The following is a 21,966-nucleotide window of genomic DNA, read 5'->3' on the forward strand; positions in this document are numbered from 1 at the left end:
TTGCTTCCGGGCATGACTTTCAGCCGGATTGGAGGCAAGATGCCGGTCCAGACCTAGCCGTGCCATTCGTGACCGATGAGACGCCTTCGGAGGGACACACAGGGGAACTGGGGCTCGCACGCACGCGAAAGAGGCTCTGATGACCACAAGTTCCACCAGTTACAGGGAGTTGACTGACGACAACGGCAGGGTCTACCGGATCGGCGAGAGTCCCAGGGACGTCATGGGGCGCTCGCGAGCCTGGATGGTCTGGTTGCCTTGGGTCGCGATGATCGCGGTGAGCGTCTACGAATACGGCTGGGGCGCCGTCGTCAAGACGCTGGAGCAGAGGTACGGCTGGTCGCTGACCGACGTGTTCTGGTTGGCGACCGTATGGGCGGTCTTCCAGGCGGCGGTGGCATTCCCGGCCGGGCGGTTACGGGAACGGAACGTGGTTTCCGCACGGACGGCGATGTTGGCGGGCGCGGCGCTGTCGGGCATCGGCTACCTCACCATCGCCTACAGTGGCAGCCTCGGGCTGGCGTTCGCGGGGTACTCGGTGTGCGGTGGCATCGGCGCCGGCCTCGTCTACGCCACGTGCATCAACATGGTCGGCAAGTGGTATCCCGAGAAGCGGGGCGCCCGCACGGGATTCGTCAACGGCGGCTTCGCCTACGGCGCGGTGCCGTTCATCTACATCTTCAGCGCCGTGCTCACGCCCGGCAGCACGTCCACCATCCTGTCGGTGATCGGCCTGTACATGCTGATCGTGGTCGCCGGCTGCGGCCTGCTGTTCCGGGACCCGCCGAAGAACTGGTGGCCCGAGCACATCGACCCCAAGGAATGGGTCCGCAACACCAAGGCCAACAAGAGCCTGGCCAAGAATCCGCCCGCGGTCAGGCAGTTCACGCCGGGGGAGGCCGTTCGCACCGGCATGCTGCCGCTGATGTGGATCACGCTGGTGATCATCGGCGGCGTGTCGCTGTTCGGCATCAACTTCCAGGTGCAGTTCGCCACCGCCAGCCACTTCGGGCCGTTCGTGGCGGCGTCCTCGGCCGGCATCCTGTCCATCGTCAACGGCACCGGGCGGGCGCTGGTCGGGTGGCTCTCCGACCACATCGGACGGCGGCAGACGCTCACCGTGGTGCTGCTGATCGCCGGCGTCGCGCAGTTCGGCCTGGTCTACTCGGGCAACACGGAGAACATCGTGCTGTTCATGGTGTTCGCCTTCCTGGTCGGCTTCGGCGGCGGCGCGTTCTACCCGCTGTTCGCCGCCCTGGTGCCGGACTACTTCGGCGAGAACCACAACGCCACCAACTACGGCCTGGTGTACAGCGCCAAGCTCGTCGGCGGTGTCGGCGGGGGCGGGCTCGGCGCCATGGTGGTCACCGCCTGGGGTTACACCGGCGCGTACGTGCTGGCGGGCTGCATCGCGCTGGTCGCCGCCGGCCTCACCTTGTTCCTGCACCAACCAGGACGTCCGAAGACCAAGACCACGGTGTCGGCCGCGGCCTCGGGCTTCGGCGCCCCGACCACCGCCTAGCTGCTCGCTCGAGCTTGACGCTGCTCGTGGTAGGCCAGTCGGGTTCGTTCCGTGTGGACGGTCATGATCCGGCTGGCCTCCGCGGCGTCGCCGGCGGCGATGGCATCGATCAACTGCTCGTGCTCGGCCCAGGCGTCCTCGCCCCGGGGGCCGGCGATCGGCGTGTAGTACCAGCGGACCCGGCGGTCCACCAGCCCGATCAGCTCGGCCAGCACGTCATTGCGGGACAGCGTGGTGATGAAGGAGTGCAGGTCGGCGTTGGCGGAGACCAACCGGTCCACGTCGCGCGCCTTCAGGGCGGCCACCCCCAGGCCCTGGAGGTCCCGCAGCATCTCCACCTCTTCGGGGGTGGCGTGTTCGGCGGCCAGCTTGGCGGAGTGCGTCTCCAGCACGCTGCGCACGCTGAGCAGCTGGTCCGCCTCCTCCTCGGTCGGCGTGTGCACGAACGCGCCCTGGGCCGGGCGTAGATCCACCCAGCCCTCGGTCTGAAGTCGTTGCAGGGCCTCGCGAACCGGCTGCCGGCTGACGCCGAGGTACTCGGCCAGCTCGATCTCCACCAGGTGCTGGCCGGGCTGCAGGGTGCGGTTGACGATCAGCTCGATGAGGGCCTCGTAGACGGCCTGCCGCAGCGGGGCGGGGCGCTCCACCTTGCGGTCGGCCGCGCCGCCGAGCGTGCCGCGGTTCGCCCGGCGCCGGTTGACCGCGCCGCCGGGGAAGGGTGTCGCGGGCTCGCTCACGAGGGGCCTCCTCCACACAGGACTGTCGGTGCTTAAAGGATACAGACTTTCGTATGCAAAAGACACTGAGACGTGGGCCGTGTCACCTTCCGTGGTCAGGCTACCGCAAATCGTGCACTCAGGGCAATCGACAAGCTACCGGACGTAACACTCGCGCGGGTCTACCGCCGCCAGGCGGCACATCGCATACTGTATCCAATCTTTGGAGGTGGGTATGAAGGTCGCTGTTCTCGGCGCCGGGGCCATCGGCGCCTACGTGGGAGCGGCCCTGCACAGGGCCGGGGTCGACGTCCATCTCATCGCCCGCGGCGCGCATCTGGCGGCGCTGCGCCGTGACGGCGTGCGGGTGCTCAGCCCGCGCGGCGACTTCACCGCGCGGCCGCCGGCCACCGACGATCCGGGCGAGGTCGGCGAGGCCGACTTCGTGTTCCTGGGGCTCAAGGCCAACTCGTACGCGTCCTGCGGCAAGCTGCTGGCCCCGCTGCTCGGCCCGGACACCGCGATCGTGGCCGCGCAGAACGGGATTCCGTGGTGGTACTTCCACGGCCTGGCCGGACATCCCTTGCAGGGTAGGCGGATCGAGGCGGTCGACCCGGGCGGCGCGGTCAGCGAGGTGCTGGAGGTGCGGCGCGCCATCGGATGCGTCGTCTACTGCTCGACCGAGATCGAGGAGCCGGGCGTGATCCGGCACCTGGAGGGCACCCGGTTCTCCATCGGCGAGCCGGACGGCTCGATCTCCGCGCGCTGCCAGGACCTCGCGGCGGCGATGGTGGCCGGCGGTCTCAAGTGTCCGGTCGAACCGCGGCTGCGGGACGACATCTGGATCAAGCTCATGGGCAACGTGGCGTTCAACCCGCTGAGCGCGCTGACCGGCGCCACCATGGCCGAGATCTGCGAACACGACGACACCCGGGCGGTCGTCGCGGCGATGATGGCCGAGACCGTCGCGATCGCGCGGGCGGCCGGCGCGCAGCCGTCGGTGTCCATCGAGAAGCGCATCGACGGGGCCCGCCGGGTCGGGCACCACAAGACGTCGATGCTCCAGGACCTCGAGGCCGGCAAGGCCCTGGAGACGGACGCGATCATCGGCGCGGTGGTGGAACTCGCGTCGCTGACCGGCGTCGCCGCGCCCACGCTGCGCAATGTCTACGCCGCGGTGGATCTGCTTGCCCTGAACCGCGCCCGTCGAATATCGTAGATCGCATACAGTCTGCACGATGGTTCGAGCAGTGGGAGGCATGATGGGCCGGCGCAAGCGTGAACCCTACGTGCGGCTCACCCAGCCGCTGGTCCGCGACTCGGGCGTGCTGCGCCCGGCGAGCTGGGACGAGGCGCTGGACCGGGCGGCCGAGGGCTTCCGGCGCAACGTCGAGGCCGGCGGGCCGAACGCGTTCGGCATGTTCTCCTGCGCGCGGGCCACCAACGAGATGAACTACGTGGCGCAGAAGTTCGCCCGCGCCGTGATCGGCACCAACAACGTCGACTCCTGCAACCGCACCTGCCATGCCCCCAGCGTCGCGGGCCTGGCCAAGGTGTTCGGCAGCGGCGGCGGCACGTCCTCGTACCAGGAGATCGAGGACGCCGACCTGATCGTGCTGTGGGGCTCCAACGCCCGTGAGGCGCATCCGATCTTCTTCCAGCACGTGCTCAAGGCCGTGCACCGGGGCGCCCGGCTGTACGTGGTGGATCCCCGGCAGACCAGCACGGCGAAGTGGGCGCACCGGTGGCTGCGGCTCACGGTCGGCACCGACATCCCGCTCGCCAACGCGATCGCGCGCGAGATCATCCACTCGGGCCTGGCCAACCGGTCGTTCATCGAGCGCGGCACCGAGGGCTTCGAGGAGTACGCCGCTTCGGTGGAGGAGTGGACGCTGCCGGTCGCCGAGCAGGTCACCGGCGTGCCGGCCGACCTGATCCGCGAACTGGCGCACGCCTACGCGCGGGCGGACCGGGCCCAGATGTCCTGGACGCTCGGAATCACCGAGCACCACAACGGCACCGACAACGTGCTGTCGCTGATCAACCTCTCGCTGCTGACCGGCCAGGTCGGGCGGTACGGGGCCGGGCTGAACCCGTTGCGCGGGCAGAACAACGTGCAGGGCGGCGGCGACATGGGCGCGATCCCCGACCGGCTGCCCGGCTTCCAGGACGTGGAGGACCCCGAGGCGCGGGCGGCCTTCGACGCCGCCTGGGGTTCGCAGATCCCGCCGTACAAGGGCTGGAACCTGACCCAGATGCTGGAGGCGATGGAACGCGGCGACATGACCACCGTGTACGTCATCGGCGAGAACCCCGCGCAGTCCGAGGCCGACTGCGAGCACACCATCAAGCGCATGTCCAATCTGGACCATGTTGTGGTGCAGGACATCTTCCTCACCAAGACCGCCCAGCTGGCGCACGTCGTGCTGCCGGCGACCGCGGCCTGGTGCGAGACCGACGGCACCTTCACCAACAGCGAGCGCCGCGTGCAGCGGGTGCGCAAGGCGGTCGCGCCGCCCGATGGCGCCCGCGACGACATCGAACTGCTCTGCGAGCTGGCGCGGCGACTGGGTCACGACTGGCGCTACGACAGCGCGGAGCAGGTCTGGGACGAGATGCGGGCGCTGTCCCCCATGCACCGGGGGATGAGCTACGCGCGGCTGGCCGACCTCGGGGGCATCCAGTGGCCCTGTCCCAGTGAGGAAAGCCTGGAGCCGACGTACCTGCACGCCCGGTTGTGGGAGGCCGATCCCGTTCGCCGGGGTCGGCCGGCGCCGTTCTCGGTGCTGCGGCACAGTCCGCCCGTGGACGAGCTCAGCGCGGAGTTCCCGCTGCGGCTGACCACCGGGCGGCGGCTGGACTCGTACAACACGGGCGTGCAGTCGGGCGGCTTCTCGTCCCCGCTGCGCCGCGGCGAGACGCTGGACCTGTGCCCGGAGGACGCCCTGGACCTCGGCGTCGTCGAGGACGAGCTGGTGCAGGTCTCGTCGCGGCGCGGGGCCGTCGTCGCGCCGGTGCGGATCGACGAGGGGCTGCGGCCCGGGCTGGCGTTCATGACCTTCCACTTCCCGGACGAGGTCGACGTCAACCAGATCACCATCGAGGCAACGGATCCCGTCGCCGGCACCGCCGAGTACAAGGCGGCCGCGATTCGCGTCGACAAGCTCCCGGCGGTGCGCTGATGGATCTCCGGTTCCTGGCGGCCGCTCCGTCCACTGTGGAGCAGGCGGCGATCGACGCGGCCTTGACCGGTGACGGCCGCGACCAGCTGTTGCCGGCGCTGCACGCGGCCAACGACGCCGTCGGCTGGATCAGCGAGGGCGCGTTGAACCACATCTGCCGCCGGCTCGACGTGCCGCCGGCCGAGGCCTACGGCGTGGCGACGTTCTACTCCCTGTTCTCGATGGAGGAGCGCCCCCGCAAGGTGGTGCACGTCTGCGTCGATCTGGCGTGCAAGGTGAACGGTGCGGAAGCGTTGGTCGACGCGCAGAGCGAGTTCGTGGTTCGCAGTCCGTGTCTGGGGGTCTGCGAACGCGCGCCGGCGGCGTTGGCAGTCGAGGCCGGTGTCGGGTCGGAGTACCTGATGCCGGAGATTCCGTTGCCGCAGCGGGGAGATCCCGGCCTGCGGCTGCTGCGGCGGGTCGGCGTCGTGGATCCGCGCAGCCTGGACGACTACCGCGCCGCCGGCGGGTACTCGGCCCTGCGCAACGCGTTGGCTCTGGGGCCGCAGGGCGTGATCCGGGAGGTCACCGACGCCAAGCTGATGGGCCGTGGCGGGGCCGCGTTCCCGACCGGCCGGAAGTGGGCCGCGACCGCCGGACAGCCGGAACGGCCGCACTACCTGGTGTGCAACGCCGACGAGAGCGAGCCCGGCACGTTCAAGGATCGCGTGCTGATGGAGGGCGACCCGTTCGCCGTCGTCGAGTCCATGACCGTCGCCGCGTACGCCACCGGCTGCACTCGCGGCTACCTGTACATCCGCGGCGAGTACCCGAAGGCGTTCTCGCTGTTGTCGAACGCCATAGAGGTCGCGCGGGAGCGAGGCTTCCTGGGCCGGGACATCATGGGGCAGGCGGGTTTCGAGTTCGACATCGAGATCCGGCGCGGCGCCGGCGCGTACATCTGCGGCGAGGAAACCGCGATCTTCAACTCCATCGAGGGCTTCCGCGGCGAGCCCCGCAGCAAGCCGCCTTTCCCCGTGGAGAAGGGCCTGTTCGGCTGGCCGACCGTCGTCAACAACGTCGAGACCCTGGCCAACGTGCTGCTCATCCTCACCGAAGGTTGCCAGGCGTTCCAACGGATCGGAACGTCCCAGTCCACCGGCTCCAAGCTTTTCTGCGTGTCCGGCACCATCGGCCACCCCGGCGTCTACGAGGTCCCTTTCGGCGCCACCCTGCGGGAGCTCCTGGACCTCGCCGGTGGCGTCCCCGACCTGCGGGCCGTGCTGCTCGGCGGCGCGGCCGGCGGTTTCCTGCGTCCCGACGAGATCGACCTGCCGCTGACCATGGAGGACGCCCGATCCGCCGGCACGACCCTGGGCTCCGGTGTCGTCCTGGTCCTCGACGGCACTGTGGATGTCGGCGGCTTCCTCTTACGCATCGCCGAGTTCTTCCGCGACGAGTCCTGCGGCCAGTGCGTGCCGTGCCGTATCGGCACCGTTCGCCAGGAAGAGGCCCTGCACCGGATCGTCCGTCGCACCGGCGATTCCCAAGACCTCGTGCTGCTTCGGGACATCGGCCGCGTCATGCGTGACTCGTCCATCTGCGGCCTGGGCCAGACCGCCTGGAACGCCATCGAATCCGCCATCGACCGTCTCGGGGTGCGCCTGTGACAATCGTCGACATCGGTCTTCCTCGCCGGCTCATCGAGTTCACTGTGGACGGTGAGCAGATCACTGTGCCCGAGGGTGCCACCATTCTCAGCGCCTGCAAGGACATTCCCACCTTGTGCTATGGCGACACCCTGGAACCCGCCAACGCCTGCCGAGTGTGCATGGTCGAGGTGGAAGGCTCCCGCACCTTGGTGCCGTCCTGCTCCCGCAAGGTCGAGCCCGGCATGGTCGTGCGAACCGACACCGAACGCACCCGCCACAGCCGGCGCATGGTGTTGGAACTCCTCGGCTCCGCCACCGATCTCTCCACCACACCCCGGGTGTCCGAGTGGATGGCCGAGGTCGGCGCCGACCCCTCCCGCTTCGGCCCCGACGCCGCCACCGTTTCCCAACCCGCTCTCGTCGACAACCCGCTCTACGTCCGCGACTACTCGAAGTGCATCCTCTGCTACAAGTGCGTCGACGCCTGCGGCGACCAGTGGCAGAACTCCTTCGCCATCGCCGTAGCCGGTCGCGGGTTCGACGCCCACATCTCCACCGAGTTCTCCGCCCCGTTGCCCGACAGCGCCTGCGTCTACTGCGGCAACTGCATCGAGGTCTGCCCGACCGGCGCCCTCAGCTTCCGTCGCGAGTTCGACAAACGCGCCGACGGCACCTGGGACGAGTCCGCCCAGACCGCCACCACCACCGTCTGCACGTTCTGCGGCGTCGGCTGCAACCTCACGCTTCACGTGCAGGACAACGAGATCGTCAAGGTCACCTCTCCCCACGACAGCACCGTGACCCACGGCAACCTCTGCATCAAGGGCCGCTTCGGCTGGCAACACGTCCAGAACACCTGAGCGGCTGGCGGTAGCCGCCGACAACCGCGACTACCGCCAGCCCACCCCCTGGAACAACCCCTACGCGACCGCCACCGCGCTCACTTTCCGACCGCGCCGCCAAGCGATCACCAGAAACGCCACCAGCGCGAAGAACGGGATGGCGCACACGACCCAGCTCAACGCGAGCGGCGGACCGGGCTGGCTCAGGACGCTGACCGGCGCGGTCCCCTCGCCGTGCCCCTGCGGCCCGTCGATGGCGAAGGTGAACTTCCAGTCGCCCTCGGTCTGCAGGGCGAACACGTCCAGGCCCCACACGTCCCGCTTGCGCGGGTGCCGCGCCAGCGGCGCGGGGTGGTAATGGGCCCCGGACGGGAGGGTCCGAACCAAGGTGCCGGATTTGTCCTCGATACCCCCGTCCGGTATGAAGGTGAAGTCCAACGACTGCATCGCCCGCACCGGCCACGTGGAGAACCCGACGGTGACGCCGTAAGGTCCGACCTGCACCCGCTCGGTGTGCACGATGTCGACGGGCTCGTACGCCATCGCGGGCGCCGCGGTGCCGATGGACAATCCCAGCACCGCCAACACAACCAGCAAACGCCGGATCATGCCGCCACCTTCTCCCGAACGCGCAGGATGACACCGAACCGTGCGCCGAGATAGCCGCCCAGCATGCCGAACAGCCCGCCGGCTATGGCCGTCGCGACCAGCACCGAAAGCGTGGACGGCCCGGCGAAATGCAGCCACGACTGTTGCAGCTGGAAGGTGACACCGAGGATGAGGCCGGCGATGCCGACGGCGATCACCGGCCCGCGCTTGATCAGCAGCTCGATCACCGCCGCCGCCAGCAGTCCGGCCAGCGGGATGCCGGCGGGAATGTACGGCGACTCGTCGCCGAGCCCGTCCCGCAGCGGCAACCCCACCGCCCCGGCGTACGTCTCCGCCGCCCACGGCGTGAACAGCCACAGGATCCCTTGCATGACAAGCAACACCGCCGCGGTCAGCGCCGCCGCGCCGGGCCGGTCGATCGCCACCCGGGTGACCACCAGCAGCAGCACGATGATCCACGCCGTGGCCACCACCACCGGGTTGAACGGCAGCGGCAGGCCCTGGAAAGCGTTGGCGGTGATGGGGAAGAACGTCATCAGCACCGGGACGCTGATGGCCATCGCGATGCGGCCCCACCGCTGCTCCCGCGAGGCCGCGGCGATGATCACGGCGCCGATCATGGTGATCGAGACGGTGGTGAACAGCGCGACGTGCGGCGGCGAGTTCAGCACGGCGTCGAAGCCGTAGACCGTGTGCCACCACAGGTCGATCAGACCGTACAGCAGGAACATCGCGGCGCCGACGCCGGTGACGAGATAGCCCAGCGGCGCGGTGAAGCGGCCGCCGAACACCCGGATCGGCACACCGCCGTCGGTGGGGTCGGGCGTCTCGCCGCGGCGCTGCGCGGCCGTCACGGCGAGCACGGCGACCAGGCTGGCGATGCCCGCGATGGCACTGCCGGCGTAGATGAACAGGTGTGGCAGCGTGAAGAACGTGTCGGGTCCCACGTCGATGTGCCACTGCACGTCCCACGAGGTGCCGATCAGCGATATCCCAGTGCCCACCAACACGAATCCCGCCGCAACGGGTCTCATTGCCGCCCCCTCATCCGGTCACCGTCACCGGTGACACATGGTCGTCCACTCCGGACGAATCCTTGACAGTCGTGACGATCTCCCACTGGCCCGGCATCATCAGCGGCAGGCCGGTGACCCGGAACTTGCCGGGATCCGTTGCCACAGCGGGAACCTCCCCGGACGCGTAACCGGTCGTCGGCATCACCGCCTGCACGGTCACCGTCGCCCCGGCCGACGGCGTCACGTCCAGCTCCACGGTCCCGGTGTCCACCAGCCGCGCGGTCACCACATGCTTGCCGGACCCGACCACAGGCGCCGCAGCGACGTGCACGGTCAGTGGGATCGTCTCAACACGATAGCTTCGCTCCACCTGGATCCACGCCTGATAGTCCCCGGGCAGCGGGAAGGTGTATGTGAAGGCCACATCGGGTCCGTACGCGGCAACGGTTTCGTCCGGCGCGCTGTCCCCGTTCACGGGCATCAGCCCCGACATCGACCCGGCGGCCATCGCCATGCCCGTCATGTCGCCGCCCATCGAATGCGCATGCACCCACACCGGCGCGGCCTGCGCCCCACCCGCCCCGAGGGGCCCGACGGCGATCAGGTGACCGAGCATTCCCAGCCACGGTTGGAGATCCGCTGCACTACCGACGTGCGCCACGATCGTCCCCGGCTGCCCGGCGGTGAAATCCGGCACGGTCACGTGCACATCCGACGGCGGAACCTCAGTACCACCAACAGAATCCCCGACAGCGTCGATCCCTGTCGACGACCGGACCAACTGCACGCCACCGCCGATCCGTGCCAGCTCGGCCGAAACGGCATAGTGCCCGGCGGCCGGCAACGTCAGCGGGAACGAGAAAACCCCTGGCGCGACACGGATCGGGTGCAGGTGCCACATCTGCCCCGACGGCCCGATGACGATCAGATGGATCAACGCGCTGTCGTGCGCTATCAGGTCGTCCACCGGCCGCCCGGTCGCGCCGTCGGTCAATGCCAAGGCGACATCCACGGTGCGTTGCGTGGCAACGGAAGTCGGCGCCAGCGACATGTTCGCCGGCTGCCGGGAGTAGTCCCCGACCAAGGGCTGCGACAGCTTGTACTGATCGCTGGTGTTGGCCGAGTCCGCGTCCACCTGCGTCCCCGGCTGCGGCGGCAACGGCAGGGTCGTCGACAGCACGGCCCCGGTGATCGCCACCGCGATCCCGGCGACCGCCCCGCTGACCGGGATCATCGCCCACCAGCTCCGCCGCGACCGCGTGGCGACGACGATCGCCGCCAACACGCACACACCGGCGACCAGAAAGCCCAGGTAGACGGCCTGCTCCGGGGGGCTGATCGGCTGCGCCGACACCACGAACGGGATGCGCGCGACCCGCTGCCCGTCGTCGACGGCCAGCTCCCACCGGCCCGTGGCGTCCACCCGCAGGTCCCCGCCGTACGACCCCGGGCGTGCACCGAGCGTCACCGATGAGGTAGCCGAAGTGCCGGGACCGGAGACCGACAGCCGTAGTGTTCCCGCAGGTGAACCGGCATGGGTGAGCACGTCCACGTGCAGCGGCCCGGGTACCCCGGTGACCCGGCGCAACGTCACGGTCAGTTCGCGGGAACCGAGCGTCTGGGCCACGTGTACGTCACCGCCCGCTGACGCGGTGTCCGCGTACGCCGGCGCGACCAGCAGCAGCCCGAGCAGCAGGGCGAGGACGGTGGCTTTCATCGTGGCCAACCGTAGGAACTCCGAATGCCCCCGGTAACCACGGTCGCGGGGGATGATTGTCCCCCTGGGGAGGGATTCGACGTCAGGGGTGACTGCCGCATGATCGGTGCCGGAGTCAGGGGAGGGCAGGTGCGAGTGACCGTGCGCGGCGTGCTGGTGCGGCAGTCGCTGCTGGTCAGCATCCTGTGCGTGATCGTCGACGTGTGCCTGGCGCTGTACGAGGGCTGCACCCTGAGCACCGCGTCGCAGATCGTGGCCCTGGTCGCGATCATCGGCGTGGACCTGTGGCTGGCCGGCCCCGCGCGGCTGTCCGGGCTGGTCTCCGTGGCGCACGGCCTGGTCCGGATCCTGAGCGTGGTGACGATCTCGCCGTACGCGGCGGGCAACACCGCCGGCCTGATGATCGCCGGCTACCGGGCGGGCGCGTGGCTGCGCGGCTGGTCGGCCTGGCTCACGATGATCGCCACCACGATCTGCCTCGGGCTGGCCCGCGTGCTGGTCTTCGGGGTCGTCAACTGGCAGCTGCTGGCGATCCAGATGGTCGAGTTCGGGCTGCTGCCGTGGCTGGTCGGCCGCTACACGACGACCCGGCGCGCCTACCTCACCGAGCTGGAGCAGCGCGCCGAGCAGGAGCGCCGCGACGCCCACGAGGCGGTGGCCAAGGCCGTGGCCGAGGAGCGCGGCGCCATCGCCCGCGACCTGCACGACGTCATCGCGCACCACGTCAGCGCGATCAACGTGCACGCGGGCGCGGCGCGGCTGATCATCGGCGGGGAGAACGCCAAGGTCGGCGCCTCGGTGACGGCGGTGGAGAGCGCCGCCCGCTCGGCCATGGTCGAGCTCCGGCACCTGCTGGACCTCCTGCACGGCAACAGGGCTGACGGCGTGCGGCAGCCGGGCCTGGACAACATCGACGAGCTGTTCGACGGCGTCCGCGCGGCCGGCCTCCAGGCGGAGCTCACCACCACGGGCCGCGCCCGCGAACTGCCGGAATCCCTGGACATCGCGCTGTACCGGATCGCGCAGGAGATGCTCACCAACGCCTTGCGGCACGGCGACGGCACGGACGTCACCGTGACCCTCGACTACGGCGACACCTCGCTGGTGCTGTCGGCCAGTAACCCGATGCGTCCGGACGCCCGGCTGGCCGACGGCCCGCACCGCGGCCTGACGGGCATCGCCAACCGCGCCACGCTGTTCCGGGGCCTGGCCAGCAGCGGACCCGAGCCGGACGGCCGCACTTGGCGCACGTCGGTGGTGTTCCCGCTGTGACCGAGCTTGCGAGGGCGCCATTGGGCACAGAGGCCTGGGTCGCAGACGCGCCGGGCGCCAGCGAGGGGGGACTGTGACCGAGCTTGCGAGGGCGCCATTGGGCACAGAGGCCTGGGTCGCAGACCCGCCGGGCGCCAGCGAGGGGGGACTGTGACCGAGCTTGCGAGGGCGCCATTGGGCACAGAGGCCTGGGTCGCAGACCCGCCGAGCGCCAGCGAGGGGGGACTGTGACCGTTGAGGTGCTGCTGGCCGACGACCACGCCATGTTCCGCTCCGGCATGCGCGCGATTCTGGACACCCAGGACGAGTTCTGTTGCGTGGCCGAGGTCGGCGACGGCAGCGCGGCCGTCGCCGAGACGCAGCGGCTGCGCCCGGACGTGGCCGTGCTGGACGTGCGGATGCCGAAGATGGACGGGCTCGCTGCCACCGAGGCGATCCTCGCCTCGCCCGGCAACCGCACCAAGGTGATCGTGCTGACCACCTACGACCACGACGAATACGTCTATCGCGCGCTGCACGCGGGGGCCAGCGGCTTCCTGCTGAAGAGCCTGCCGCCGGAGGAGTTGATCACCGCGGTGCGGGTCGCGGCGCGTGGCGACGCGCTGATCGACCCGTCGGTGACGCAGCGGCTGATCTCCCGCTTCGCCACGGCCGTCGCGCCGCCGGTGGAGCCGCCGGGCATCGCCCAGCTGACGCCGCGCGAGCGCGAGGTGTTGCAACTGGTCGCGGAGGCGTTCAGCAACGCGGAGATCGCGGCGACGCTGCACGTGGGGGAGGAGACCGTGAAGACGCACGTGTCGCGGATCCTGTCCAAGCTGGGACTTCGGGACCGCGTGCACGCGGTGGTGTACGCGCACCTGAATGGGCTTGTGCGGGCTCAATAGCCTGAACGGATGCGTGCTGAAGCCGGCCAGGTGCTGCACTTCTCCGAAGACCCGACGATCACCGTCTTCGAGCCCCACATCGCGCGAACCGCCAAGCAGCGCGAGGCGTACGTCTGGGCGGTGGACGCTCAACGCTCGCCCGACTACTGGTTCCCGCGGCAGTGTCCGCGGGCGATGGCCTGGGTGCAGGAGTCCACGACGGAGGACGACCGCGAGCGGATCATCGGCGACGGTGACCGTGTGCACGCGGTCGAATACGGTTGGCTGGAGGCCATGCGCACGGTCGAGCTGTACGCGTACCGGCTGCCGGCAGCGGATTTCCACGACTTCGAGGGCCAGTGCCACGTCGCCACGACCATCGTCCGGCCGCTCGGGCCGGCGGAGCGGGTCGGCGACCTGTTCGCGTTGCACGAAGAGGCGAACATCCAGCTCAGGGTGCTGCCGAACCTCTGGCCGTTCTGGGACCGGGTGATCACCAGCTCGCTGGCGTTCAGCGGCATCAGGCTGCGCAACGCGTGCCCGCCCGTGCAAGGCCGCCCGGTTATCCAGTCAGAAACCGGATCCATCCGGTCGACATGACAGGCCGTTGAGCACACCATCGCTAGCATCCCGGACAGACCGGGTCCGGCGAGACAAGGAGGCGTTCGATGCGCCGCGTGGTGTTCCTGGTGCAACCGCAGGTGTACCTGCTCGACCTGGCGGGGCCCGCCGAGGTGTTCCACACCGCGCGCGACTTCGGACTCCCGTACGAACTGTCCTATGTGGCCGACGAGCCCGAGATCATCACCGCCGAGCTGCTGCCGGTGCGGTGCGCGACGACGTGGCCGGCGTTGGGGGCCAACGACATCATCATCGTGCCGGGCAAGCAGTGCGCCACCCTCGAGGACGTCAACCCGAGCGAGCGGGCGCTGTCGATGCTGCGCGCGCACCACCGGCAGGGCGGCATGGTCGTCAGCGTCTGCGCCGCGACCGAGGCGCTCGGGCGGGCCGGGCTGCTCGACGGCCGGCGCTGCGCGACCCACCACCAGCTCCAGGACGAGCTCGCCGCGCGCTACCCGGCGGCCGAGGTCGTGCGGGACGTCCTGTACACAGTGGACGGAAATCTGGCCACGTCTGCCGGGATCGCCAGCGGCATCGACCTGACCCTGCACCTGATCGCCACCTGGCATGGTCCGACGACGGCCGGCCGGATCGCGCGGGCGCTGGTCGTCTACGCGCGGCGCAACGGCAGCGACGAGCAGGTCAGCGCCCTGCTGCGGCACCGCAGCCACCTGTCCGACCTGGTGCACCGGCTCCAGGACGTGATCGACGAGCGGTACACCGAGCCGCTGCGGCTGGCCGAGCTGAGCCGGAAGTTCGGATGCAGCGAGCGCACCATCACCCGACGTTTCCGCGACGCCACCGGCCTCACGCCGCTGCGCTACCAGCAGGCGCTGCGGCTGGAGCGCGCCGAGCACCTCATCGCCAGCGGGACGACCGTGGAGGCGGCGGCGCGGGCCGTCGGCTTCTCGGACTCCCGGACGCTGCGGGCCCTGCGCGCCGCCGGCCGCACCGCCGCCGCGGTGGCGTCCTAGCGGCGCAGGGTCGTGAACACCGGGGCTCCGGACGGCGCCCCGGTCGCGCCGCCGTCGACGACGATCTCCGTGCCCTGGATGGCGGAGGCGTCGTTCGACGCGAGGAACAGCACGGCGGCGGCGACCTCCGCCGCGTCGGCGAAGCGTTGCAGCGGCACGGTGGACTCGGCCCAGGTGTTCATGCGCTTGAGGGCCTCGTCGTCGCCCCAGATCGGGGTGTTGGTGCCGCCCGGGGTCACCTGGTTCACGCGGATCCGGCGTGGTGACAGCTCGGCGGCCAGCACGCGGGTCATCGCCCGTACGGCGGCCTTGGTGGCGGCGTAGGCGGACATCCCGGGTGCGCCCATCACGGCGTGCACCGAGCCGTTGAGGATGATCGAGGCATTCTCGCGCAGGTGCGGGAGGGCGGCCTGGACCGTGAGGAAGACGCCGGTCAGGTTGATGTCGACGATGCGGCGGAAGTCGTTGGGGTCGGTCCTGCCCAGTGGCGTCCGGCCGGAGATGCCGGCGTTGGCGAAGACGATGTCGATGCCGTCGAGACGGTCGGCCGCCTCGGCGAACGCGGCGGCGAGTTGGTTCTCGTCGGCGGCGTCGGCGGTCAGGGCGATCGCCGCGTCGCCGAGTTCCTTGGCGGCCAGGTCGAGCGTGTCGCGGTTGCGGCCGGTGATCGCCACGCGCGCGCCCTCGTTGACGAAGGCCCGGGCGGTGGCCAGGCCGATGCCGCTGTTGCCGCCCGTGATCACCGCGGTCCTGCCGGCGAGCTTCATCTGCGTCCTCCAGCTAAGTCCTGTAATGAAACTCAGCGTACACTGGTGGCGTGGACGACAGGACCATGTTCAGCGCGGAGAACTGCTCCATCGCGCGCACGCTGCAAGTCGTGGGCGAGCGGTGGTCGCTGTTGATCCTGCGTGAGGCGTTCTACGGCAACCGGCGGTTCGAGCAGTTCCAGCGGCGCATCGGAGTGGCCCGCAACCTGCTCGCGTCCCGGCTCACCACCCTGGTGGAGCACGGGATCCTCGACCGGGAGACGTATCAGGAGCCGGGGCAGCGGGCCCGTCAGGAGTACCGGCTCACCGACAAGGGGCGGGACCTGTACCCGATCCTGGTGGCGCTGCTGGACTGGGGCGACCGGCACGTCGCCGACCCCGAGGGGCCGGCCATCCTGTTGAGCCACCGGGAGTGCGGTGCCCCCGTGCACGCCGAACTCCGCTGCGACGCCGGCCACGGCCACCTCACCGCCCGTGACGTCACCGGCACCCCCGGCCCCGGCGCCCGCCTCCTCGCCTGAACCCCCGCGAGTTCGCCCAGAAATCAAGCACAGCGGGGCAGGGCGAATGTAGGTCTCGGGCAGAAGTGAGGCTGAGGGCTCGGTTCTGCTCGAAACCGACATTCGGTGTGACTGTGGGCGCGACTCGCGGGGGTGGTGTGCCTCAGGCCTGCATTCGGGGTGCCTGGGAGCGCGACTCGCGGGTTTGTTTGGGTCTCGCGGAAATTGGGGGGCCTGTCTATATTCATCGGACGTCTGTCCGATGGAGGTCTGATGCGGTTCGCCATCGTTGTCGCCGCGCACCTGGTAGCAGCCGCTACCGCCGTGAGCACGGCCGGTTACACCTCGGATGTTCTGCACGTTTCGCCCGACGGCCGGGGCAGCTCGTGCTCGGCCCAGGCACCCTGCGCGCTGACCACGGCGCGGGATCGGGCCCGGAACCAGAGCGGTGATGTCGTCGTCGAGCTGGGTGGCGGCACATACCGGCTCACCAGCCCGTTCACCTTAGGTCCGCAGGATTCTGGCAGAGCCGGGCACGCCATCGTCTACCGGGCGGCCGCAGGCCAGCGCCCGGTGCTCAGCGGCGGCACGAAGGTCACCGGGTTCACCCAGGTCGACGCCGCGAAGAACATCTACCGCGCCACGGTGCCCAAGGGCGCCGACAGCCGGGACCTGTTCGTCGACGGCACGCGGGCGCAGCGGGCCCGCAGCGCCGTCAACCCCGGCGGCTTCTCCACCACCGCGACGGGATTCACCACCAGCGACGGCTCCTACGCCGACTGGACCAACCAGAGCCAGGTCGAGGTCGTCAACGACAACGCCTGGAAGCAGATGCGCTGCCCGCTGGCGTCCATCACGCGCAACGCCGCCGGCGGCTCCGACCTCACCGTCGACCCGGGCTGCTGGAACAACAACCACAACAGCGTCCCCAACCCCGGCTTCCCCTTCAACGGCGCGGGTCTGCCCACGCTGAACGGGATCAGCTGGCTGGAGAACGCCTACCAGCTGCTCGGCACGCCCGGCCAGTTCTACCTCGACGGCGCCGCCGGCTACGTCTACTACGTGCCGCGTCCCGGCGAGAACCTGGCCAAGGCCGACGTCGAACTCCCCACCGCGCAGGAACTCCTGGACGTCAGCGGCACGCCCGGCCACCTCGCGCCGCTCAACGACACCGACTGGCGCGCCACCTACACCGGCAGCTGGGGCTACCAGAACGGCCGCCCCACCGGCGATCTCGCCGGCGACGTGCACTACACCAGCACGAACGGCGACTCCTTCAGCTACACCTTCACCGGCACCGGCATCCAGGTGCTGTCGGAGACCAACTCCGACGAGGGCACCGCCGACGTCTACGTGGACGGCGTCAAGACGCAGACGGTCAACGCCAGCACGTCGGAACGCCTGGCGCAGCAGGCACTGGCCAGCGTCACCGGCCTGGCCAGGGGCCAGCACACGATCAAGCTGGTCAAGACCGGCGGCGACTACATGCTCGTCGACGGCGTCACGGTGATCCCCGACGTGGTGACCCCCGTGCACGACATCACCTTCTCCGGCATCACGTTCGCCGACACGACCTGGAACGCACCCACCGCCGAGGGGTACGTCGACAACCAGGCGGGCGTGTTGTGGGACCCGACCACGCGCTCGCCGATCCGCATTCCCGCCGCCGTGCAGGTGCACCGCGGCCAGCGGATCACCTTCTCCGACGACACCGTGCGCAACGTCGGCACCAGCGGCATCGAGCTGGCCGACCAGACGCAGGACTCCACCGTCTACCGCAGCAGCGTCACCGACACCTCCGGCATCGGCGTCGCCGTCGGAGAGGTCGACGACTACTACCAGACCCAGGCACCGCTGCAGACCAGCGGAAACACCGTGTCCGACAACACGATCCAGCGCGTCGGCCAGGAGTTCGCCGACGCCGTGGGCGTCCTCGTCGGGCACAGCCGCAACACCACGTTGTCGCACAACGACATCGGCTACACCCCGTACTCCGGCGTCTCTATCGGCTGGGGCTGGGGCTGGGCGTCCAGCTGCGATCTCCAGGCCAAGCAGGGACTTTCGCAGCCCTGCGCGCACGGCACCACCTACACCGGCGGCAACCACGTCGTCGGCAACCACGTGCACAGCGTGATGGGCGAGCTCAACGACGGCGGCCCGATCTACACGCTGGGCGGCCAGGCCTCGCAGTCCGAGTTCACCGGCAACGTGCTCGGCGAATGCGTCAACGGCTGCAACGCCATCTACCACGACGAGGGCAGTTCCCTCTGGTACACGCACGACAACGTGGTGAAGTCCATCGGCGGCTCGCTGTGGCTGAACCTGTGGACGCCGACCATCCACGACGACACCATCGTCAACAACTTCACGGACACCGGCAACTACAACAACAACGGCACGAACATCACGCTCCAACCGTCCACTGTGGTCCCCGACCAGAACTGGCCGGCGGCCGCGCAGGCGATCATCGACGCGGCCGGTCCCGACACGCCCAGGTCCAACCTGGTCGACGATGACGATCTCCGCATCGCCTATCGCGGCAGCTGGTCGTTCCAGGGCGGCCGCAGCTACGGCGACCTGAACGGCAACGTGCACTACAGCCAGCAGGACGGCGCGTCGGCGTCGATCACCTTCACCGGCACCGGCATCAGCTTCCTCACCGAGACCAACTCGGACGAGGGGCACGTCGGCGTCACGCTGGACGGCGTCGCCCAGCCGGCGGTCAACGCCAACACCGCCCAGCGCGGCGTGCAGCAGAAGGTGTTCTCGGTCAAGGGATTGCATCCCGGCTCGCACACCCTCACGGTGAGCAAGCTCGACGGGACGTACTTCCTGGTCGACGGCTTCCAGCTCCTCGGCTGAGCAACCCCAATGCAGGGAAGGACGCCTTACCCTCGTTCAATGAGGGTAAGGCGTCCTTCCCTGCGTCTTTCTCAGCCGAGGAGCTGGAGGTTCACCGCGTCGGCCATGGCCTGCATGCCGGTGGCGTTCGGGTGCAAATGGTCGCCGGAGTCGTACGCGGGGTTGATGCCGGCGGCGTTGTTCGGGTCGGCCATCGCCTGGGCGAAGTCGACGACGCCGTCGAACGCGCCGCCGGTCCGGATCCAGGTGTTGACCGCCTGCCGGATCGCCTCGCGGTCGCCGGGCTCGTTGTCGGGCATGATCGTGCCGCCGATGATCCGCACGCCGGCCTTGTGCGCCTGGGCGATCAGCTGCTGGTAGCCGCCGATCAGGTCCTGCGCGGTCAGCGGGCCGCCGGCGGTGTTCACGCCGGCGTGCAGGTCGTTGACGCCCTCCAAGAGGATCACCGTCCGCACGCCGGCCTCGCCGAGGGCGTCGTGGCCGAACCGCTTGAGGGCGCTGACGCCCTGCCAGATGTTCGGCACGTCGGTGAGCACCCGGTTGCCGCCGATGCCGGCGTCCACGACGCCCTTGGGCGTGCCGGCGGCCGCCAGCCGCCGGGCCAGGTCGTCCGGGTAGCGCTGGTAGGCGCCGATGGGCGTGTTGTAGCCGTCGGTGATGGAGTCGCCGAAGCACACCACGGTGCCCCGGGCCGAGGTCGGCACGACGTCCAGGCCGGACAGGTAGTACCACGAAGTCCTTGCGGCGATGTAGTTTCCGTCGCCGTCGTCACGGCTGTGGTCGCCGGGCGCGGACAGGTACGAGGTGTCGAAGGCGTCCGAGTGCCACGTCGCCGAGCTGGTCGCCTTCGGCAGGTACAGGCTCACCAACAGGTTCTGGCCGGCGCCGACGGACATCGGGATCGGGTCGCTGACCGCCTCCTTGCCGGCGGCGATGGTCGTGGTCCGCGACCGGCCGAAGGTGACGGTGTGGTGGCTGCCGGCGACGGCCGTGGCCATGCCGCTCTGCACGGCGACGTCCACCGCGCCGACGGCCAGCGGCGTGGTGCCGCGCAGGTTGGACACGGTGATCCGGGGCGAGCTGCCGGCGATGCTGCTGTGCACCACCATCCGGATCGTCTGGTTGCTGAAGTTGGGACCGCCGATGGTCATGCTCGGCCCCCAGGCCGCCAGCCGGGCGGTGGAGTCCGCCGCGGCGGCGGCCGAGGTCGTGGCGGTCGCCAGCGTCACCGCGGCCGCGAGGGCCGCCAGGAGGGGTCTTGTCGTCACAGGGCTGCTCCACTCGACACGTCGATGTGTGGCGGGGCGCTGACGATACATCGGACCTAAGCGCGGTTCATAGGGCTCCAACTGGACGATGTTGGCTGATTCATCCGAGCACTGGCGGCGTGTGATCGGAGGAACGCGGGGGGTGACGAAACCAGGGTCAACCAGGGGCGTTCAGCAGCTCGTCGATCTTGGTGTCGGCGGCGCCCGCCGCCTCGGCGACGGTGGCCTTGCCGGCGGCGATGGACTGGAGCATGTCCTGGATCACGTTCGCGTTGTCCACCGCCGACCAGCGCGTGGACAGCGGCGTGAACCAGCTCCTGCCGGCGGCGGCCAGCTCGACGGCCGTCACACCGCTGACAAAAGTGGACAGGCCCGTGCTGTTCGGCACGAGACCGCTCTGGCCGAGCAGACCCTCGTACTGGGTGCCGGTCAGCAGCCGGATCCACTGCGCGGCCAGGTCGGCCTGCCGGCTCGCCTTGGGCACGACCAGGTTGGAGCCGCCCAGGAACACCGGCATCGGGCCGTTCGCGCCCGGCATCGGGAACACGCCGAGCTGCTGGCCCAGCGCCGGGTACTTCTTGGCCGCCGCGCTGGCGTTCACGCCCTGGTCGATGATCATCGCCGCCCGGCCGCTGCCGAGGGCGTCCACGTCGCTGGTCTCGTCCTTGTCGGCGGGCGCGCGCGAGACCTTCGCCACGAAGTCGGCCCACTTGTGCAACCCGGTCAGCGACTTCGACGACTCCAGGTCGGCGGTCCACTTCCCGTTCTGCCGGGTGGCGATGGAACCGCCGGCGTCGAGCACGAAGGGCAGGGCGGCGTACTGGTAGCGACCGGGGAAGTACAGCGCGGAGAAGTCCGTCGCCGGGTTGGCGGCGGTCAGCCGCGCGGCGTCGGCCTCCAGCTCCGCCAGCGTGGCCGGCGGATCGCCGAGCCCGGCCTGCTGCCAGAGATCCTTGCGGTAGATCACCACGCGGTCGCCGCCGTAGTACGGCACCCCGTACAGCCTGCCGTCGAAGCTGCCGGCGTCGCGCAGGCCTTGCAGCCATGTGTCGGAGTTCTCGAAGTCCTGCGCCGACAGGTCGGTCAGCTTGCCGCCGCTGGCGTAGGCCAGCACGTCGCTGTTGCCCATCTCCAGCACGTCCGGCGGCGACGCCGAGCCCATGCCGGCCTGCCAGCGCGCGTCGCGCCCCGGCCATTCCAGCGTGGTCAGCTTCACCTGCACGTTGGGGTGCAGCGTGTGGAACTGCTGGTTCAGCTCGGCGATGACGTTGTCCGGCGCGCTCTCCTTCATCAGCCAGACCGTCAGCGTCGTCTCGGGACCGGGTTGCTGTGTCGGTGGCGCGGCCGCGCAGGCCGAGCCGATCAGGGCGAGCGACAGGGTGGCCAGGGCGCACGCCGGCACACGTCTCATATGATCATCCCCCCGCAGGGACCGCAGATGCGTAGACGACGACGGTGAATGTGCTTCGGCACCGTGTCAATGCCTCCATTCGCGTGGGGCTGGGTATTGTCTACGGCGGTCCGCCGTGTTGGCCCAACCGCGTGGCGCGCGTGGCTGGTTTCATAGTGGCGGGCCGCAGTCGCGGCGCTTGCAAGCGCGCGAA

The 21,966-nt window shown here is 69.8% G+C and carries 18 protein-coding genes; 11 read left to right on the plus strand and 7 right to left on the minus strand.

The window, feature by feature from the left end:
• The first annotated feature begins 139 nt into the window (after positions 1 to 139).
• A complete protein-coding gene (locus BCF44_RS05560) occupies positions 140 to 1,522 on the plus strand; it encodes an OFA family MFS transporter (RefSeq protein WP_116173029.1) in 1,383 nt (460 codons plus the stop codon).
• On the opposite strand, the gene BCF44_RS05565 is transcribed toward BCF44_RS05560, so the two are convergent.
• Positions 1,519 to 2,259: a GntR family transcriptional regulator gene (locus tag BCF44_RS05565; RefSeq protein ID WP_116173030.1), complete on the minus strand. Its 741-nt coding sequence runs from the start codon at positions 2,257 to 2,259 to the stop codon at positions 1,519 to 1,521. The two genes, BCF44_RS05560 and BCF44_RS05565, sit on opposite strands and share 4 nt — an antisense overlap.
• A 214-nt stretch (positions 2,260 to 2,473) precedes the next feature.
• On the opposite strand from BCF44_RS05565, the gene BCF44_RS05570 reads away from it, so the two are divergent.
• Genes BCF44_RS05570 through BCF44_RS05585 form a run of 4 tightly spaced genes read left to right on the plus strand, consistent with a single transcriptional unit; the run spans position 2,474 to position 7,911 of the window.
• Positions 2,474 to 3,457, plus strand: coding sequence for a 2-dehydropantoate 2-reductase (locus BCF44_RS05570; RefSeq protein WP_116173031.1), 984 nt, complete (start codon positions 2,474 to 2,476; stop codon positions 3,455 to 3,457).
• A 43-nt stretch (positions 3,458 to 3,500) separates the two neighbouring features.
• Entirely contained in the window at positions 3,501 to 5,420 is a 1,920-nt protein-coding gene (locus tag BCF44_RS05575) for a molybdopterin oxidoreductase family protein (RefSeq protein WP_116173554.1), read from the plus strand.
• A complete protein-coding gene (locus tag BCF44_RS05580) occupies positions 5,420 to 7,069 on the plus strand; it encodes an NADH-ubiquinone oxidoreductase-F iron-sulfur binding region domain-containing protein (RefSeq protein ID WP_116173032.1) in 1,650 nt (549 codons plus the stop codon). The genes BCF44_RS05575 and BCF44_RS05580 overlap by 1 nt, the downstream gene beginning before the upstream one ends.
• Complete coding sequence (locus tag BCF44_RS05585; RefSeq protein WP_116173033.1) at positions 7,066 to 7,911, plus strand: 2Fe-2S iron-sulfur cluster-binding protein; 846 nt, start codon at positions 7,066 to 7,068, stop codon at positions 7,909 to 7,911. The genes BCF44_RS05580 and BCF44_RS05585 overlap by 4 nt, the downstream gene beginning before the upstream one ends.
• A 60-nt stretch (positions 7,912 to 7,971) precedes the next feature.
• On the opposite strand, the gene BCF44_RS05590 is transcribed toward BCF44_RS05585, so the two are convergent.
• The 3 genes from BCF44_RS05590 to BCF44_RS05600 are packed head-to-tail and all read right to left on the minus strand — an operon-like array spanning position 7,972 to position 11,235.
• A complete protein-coding gene (locus BCF44_RS05590) occupies positions 7,972 to 8,502 on the minus strand; it encodes a hypothetical protein (RefSeq protein WP_116173034.1) in 531 nt (176 codons plus the stop codon).
• Entirely contained in the window at positions 8,499 to 9,506 is a 1,008-nt protein-coding gene (locus BCF44_RS05595) for a hypothetical protein (RefSeq protein ID WP_147328395.1), read from the minus strand. The genes BCF44_RS05590 and BCF44_RS05595 overlap by 4 nt, the downstream gene beginning before the upstream one ends.
• 40 nt (positions 9,507 to 9,546) lie before the next feature.
• Positions 9,547 to 11,235 carry a hypothetical protein gene (locus BCF44_RS05600; RefSeq protein ID WP_211352901.1) on the minus strand — a complete coding sequence of 563 codons (1,689 nt, stop codon included), beginning with the start codon at positions 11,233 to 11,235 and terminating at the stop codon, positions 9,547 to 9,549.
• Between the two features lie 129 nt (positions 11,236 to 11,364).
• On the opposite strand from BCF44_RS05600, the gene BCF44_RS05605 reads away from it, so the two are divergent.
• From BCF44_RS05605 to BCF44_RS05620, 4 genes are all read left to right on the plus strand, one after another.
• On the plus strand, positions 11,365 to 12,507 hold the full coding sequence (locus tag BCF44_RS05605) for a sensor histidine kinase (RefSeq protein ID WP_246014860.1): 1,143 nt from the start codon (positions 11,365 to 11,367) through the stop codon (positions 12,505 to 12,507).
• A 227-nt stretch (positions 12,508 to 12,734) separates the two neighbouring features.
• Positions 12,735 to 13,391, plus strand: coding sequence for a response regulator (locus BCF44_RS05610; RefSeq protein ID WP_116173037.1), 657 nt, complete (start codon positions 12,735 to 12,737; stop codon positions 13,389 to 13,391).
• A 9-nt stretch (positions 13,392 to 13,400) separates the two neighbouring features.
• Positions 13,401 to 13,970, plus strand: a complete 570-nt coding sequence (locus BCF44_RS05615; protein WP_116173038.1) for a DUF6886 family protein — start codon at positions 13,401 to 13,403, stop codon at positions 13,968 to 13,970.
• Positions 13,971 to 14,038: 68 nt separating this feature from the next.
• Complete coding sequence (locus tag BCF44_RS05620; protein ID WP_116173039.1) at positions 14,039 to 14,965, plus strand: GlxA family transcriptional regulator; 927 nt, start codon at positions 14,039 to 14,041, stop codon at positions 14,963 to 14,965.
• Here the strand turns inward: BCF44_RS05620 and BCF44_RS05625 are convergent.
• Positions 14,962 to 15,732, minus strand: coding sequence for an SDR family NAD(P)-dependent oxidoreductase (locus BCF44_RS05625; RefSeq protein ID WP_116173040.1), 771 nt, complete (start codon positions 15,730 to 15,732; stop codon positions 14,962 to 14,964). The genes BCF44_RS05620 and BCF44_RS05625 overlap by 4 nt on opposite strands.
• A 50-nt stretch (positions 15,733 to 15,782) precedes the next feature.
• On the opposite strand from BCF44_RS05625, the gene BCF44_RS05630 reads away from it, so the two are divergent.
• Both BCF44_RS05630 and BCF44_RS05635 read left to right on the plus strand, forming a co-directional pair.
• Positions 15,783 to 16,253 (plus strand): winged helix-turn-helix transcriptional regulator, encoded by a 471-nt coding sequence (locus tag BCF44_RS05630; RefSeq protein WP_246014861.1) that lies wholly within the window; start codon positions 15,783 to 15,785, stop codon positions 16,251 to 16,253.
• A 252-nt stretch (positions 16,254 to 16,505) separates the two neighbouring features.
• Positions 16,506 to 19,094, plus strand: a complete 2,589-nt coding sequence (locus BCF44_RS05635) for a right-handed parallel beta-helix repeat-containing protein (RefSeq protein WP_116173042.1) — start codon at positions 16,506 to 16,508, stop codon at positions 19,092 to 19,094.
• A gap of 71 nt (positions 19,095 to 19,165) precedes the next feature.
• On the opposite strand, the gene BCF44_RS05640 is transcribed toward BCF44_RS05635, so the two are convergent.
• The gene (locus tag BCF44_RS05640) at positions 19,166 to 20,362 is read right to left on the minus strand and encodes an SGNH/GDSL hydrolase family protein (RefSeq protein WP_211352902.1); all 1,197 of its coding nucleotides are present in this window, start codon (positions 20,360 to 20,362) and stop codon (positions 19,166 to 19,168) included.
• A 157-nt stretch (positions 20,363 to 20,519) separates the two neighbouring features.
• Positions 20,520 to 21,773 carry an extracellular solute-binding protein gene (locus BCF44_RS05645; protein WP_116173044.1) on the minus strand — a complete coding sequence of 418 codons (1,254 nt, stop codon included), beginning with the start codon at positions 21,771 to 21,773 and terminating at the stop codon, positions 20,520 to 20,522.
• Between the last annotated feature and the right edge of the window lie 193 nt (positions 21,774 to 21,966).

It is taken from the genome of Kutzneria buriramensis (assembly GCF_003387475.1).
In the GTDB taxonomy this organism is placed as follows: domain Bacteria; phylum Actinomycetota; class Actinomycetes; order Mycobacteriales; family Pseudonocardiaceae; genus Kutzneria; species Kutzneria buriramensis.

What these genes read in the sequence shown, in the direction of transcription:
- BCF44_RS05560 (WP_116173029.1), top strand. Translation starts at nt 140, where the DNA reads ATGACCACAAGTTCCACCAGTTACAGGGAGTTGACTGACGACAACGGC.
- BCF44_RS05570 (WP_116173031.1), top strand. Translation starts at nt 2,474, where the DNA reads ATGAAGGTCGCTGTTCTCGGCGCCGGGGCCATCGGCGCCTACGTGGGA.
- BCF44_RS05575 (WP_116173554.1), top strand. Translation starts at nt 3,501, where the DNA reads ATGGGCCGGCGCAAGCGTGAACCCTACGTGCGGCTCACCCAGCCGCTG.
- BCF44_RS05580 (WP_116173032.1), top strand. Translation starts at nt 5,420, where the DNA reads ATGGATCTCCGGTTCCTGGCGGCCGCTCCGTCCACTGTGGAGCAGGCG.
- BCF44_RS05590 (WP_116173034.1), bottom strand. Translation starts at nt 8,502, where the DNA reads ATGATCCGGCGTTTGCTGGTTGTGTTGGCGGTGCTGGGATTGTCCATC.
- BCF44_RS05600 (WP_211352901.1), bottom strand. Translation starts at nt 11,235, where the DNA reads ATGAAAGCCACCGTCCTCGCCCTGCTGCTCGGGCTGCTGCTGGTCGCG.
- BCF44_RS05615 (WP_116173038.1), top strand. Translation starts at nt 13,401, where the DNA reads ATGCGTGCTGAAGCCGGCCAGGTGCTGCACTTCTCCGAAGACCCGACG.
- BCF44_RS05620 (WP_116173039.1), top strand. Translation starts at nt 14,039, where the DNA reads ATGCGCCGCGTGGTGTTCCTGGTGCAACCGCAGGTGTACCTGCTCGAC.
- BCF44_RS05625 (WP_116173040.1), bottom strand. Translation starts at nt 15,732, where the DNA reads ATGAAGCTCGCCGGCAGGACCGCGGTGATCACGGGCGGCAACAGCGGC.
- BCF44_RS05635 (WP_116173042.1), top strand. Translation starts at nt 16,506, where the DNA reads ATGCGGTTCGCCATCGTTGTCGCCGCGCACCTGGTAGCAGCCGCTACC.
- BCF44_RS05645 (WP_116173044.1), bottom strand. Translation starts at nt 21,773, where the DNA reads ATGAGACGTGTGCCGGCGTGCGCCCTGGCCACCCTGTCGCTCGCCCTG.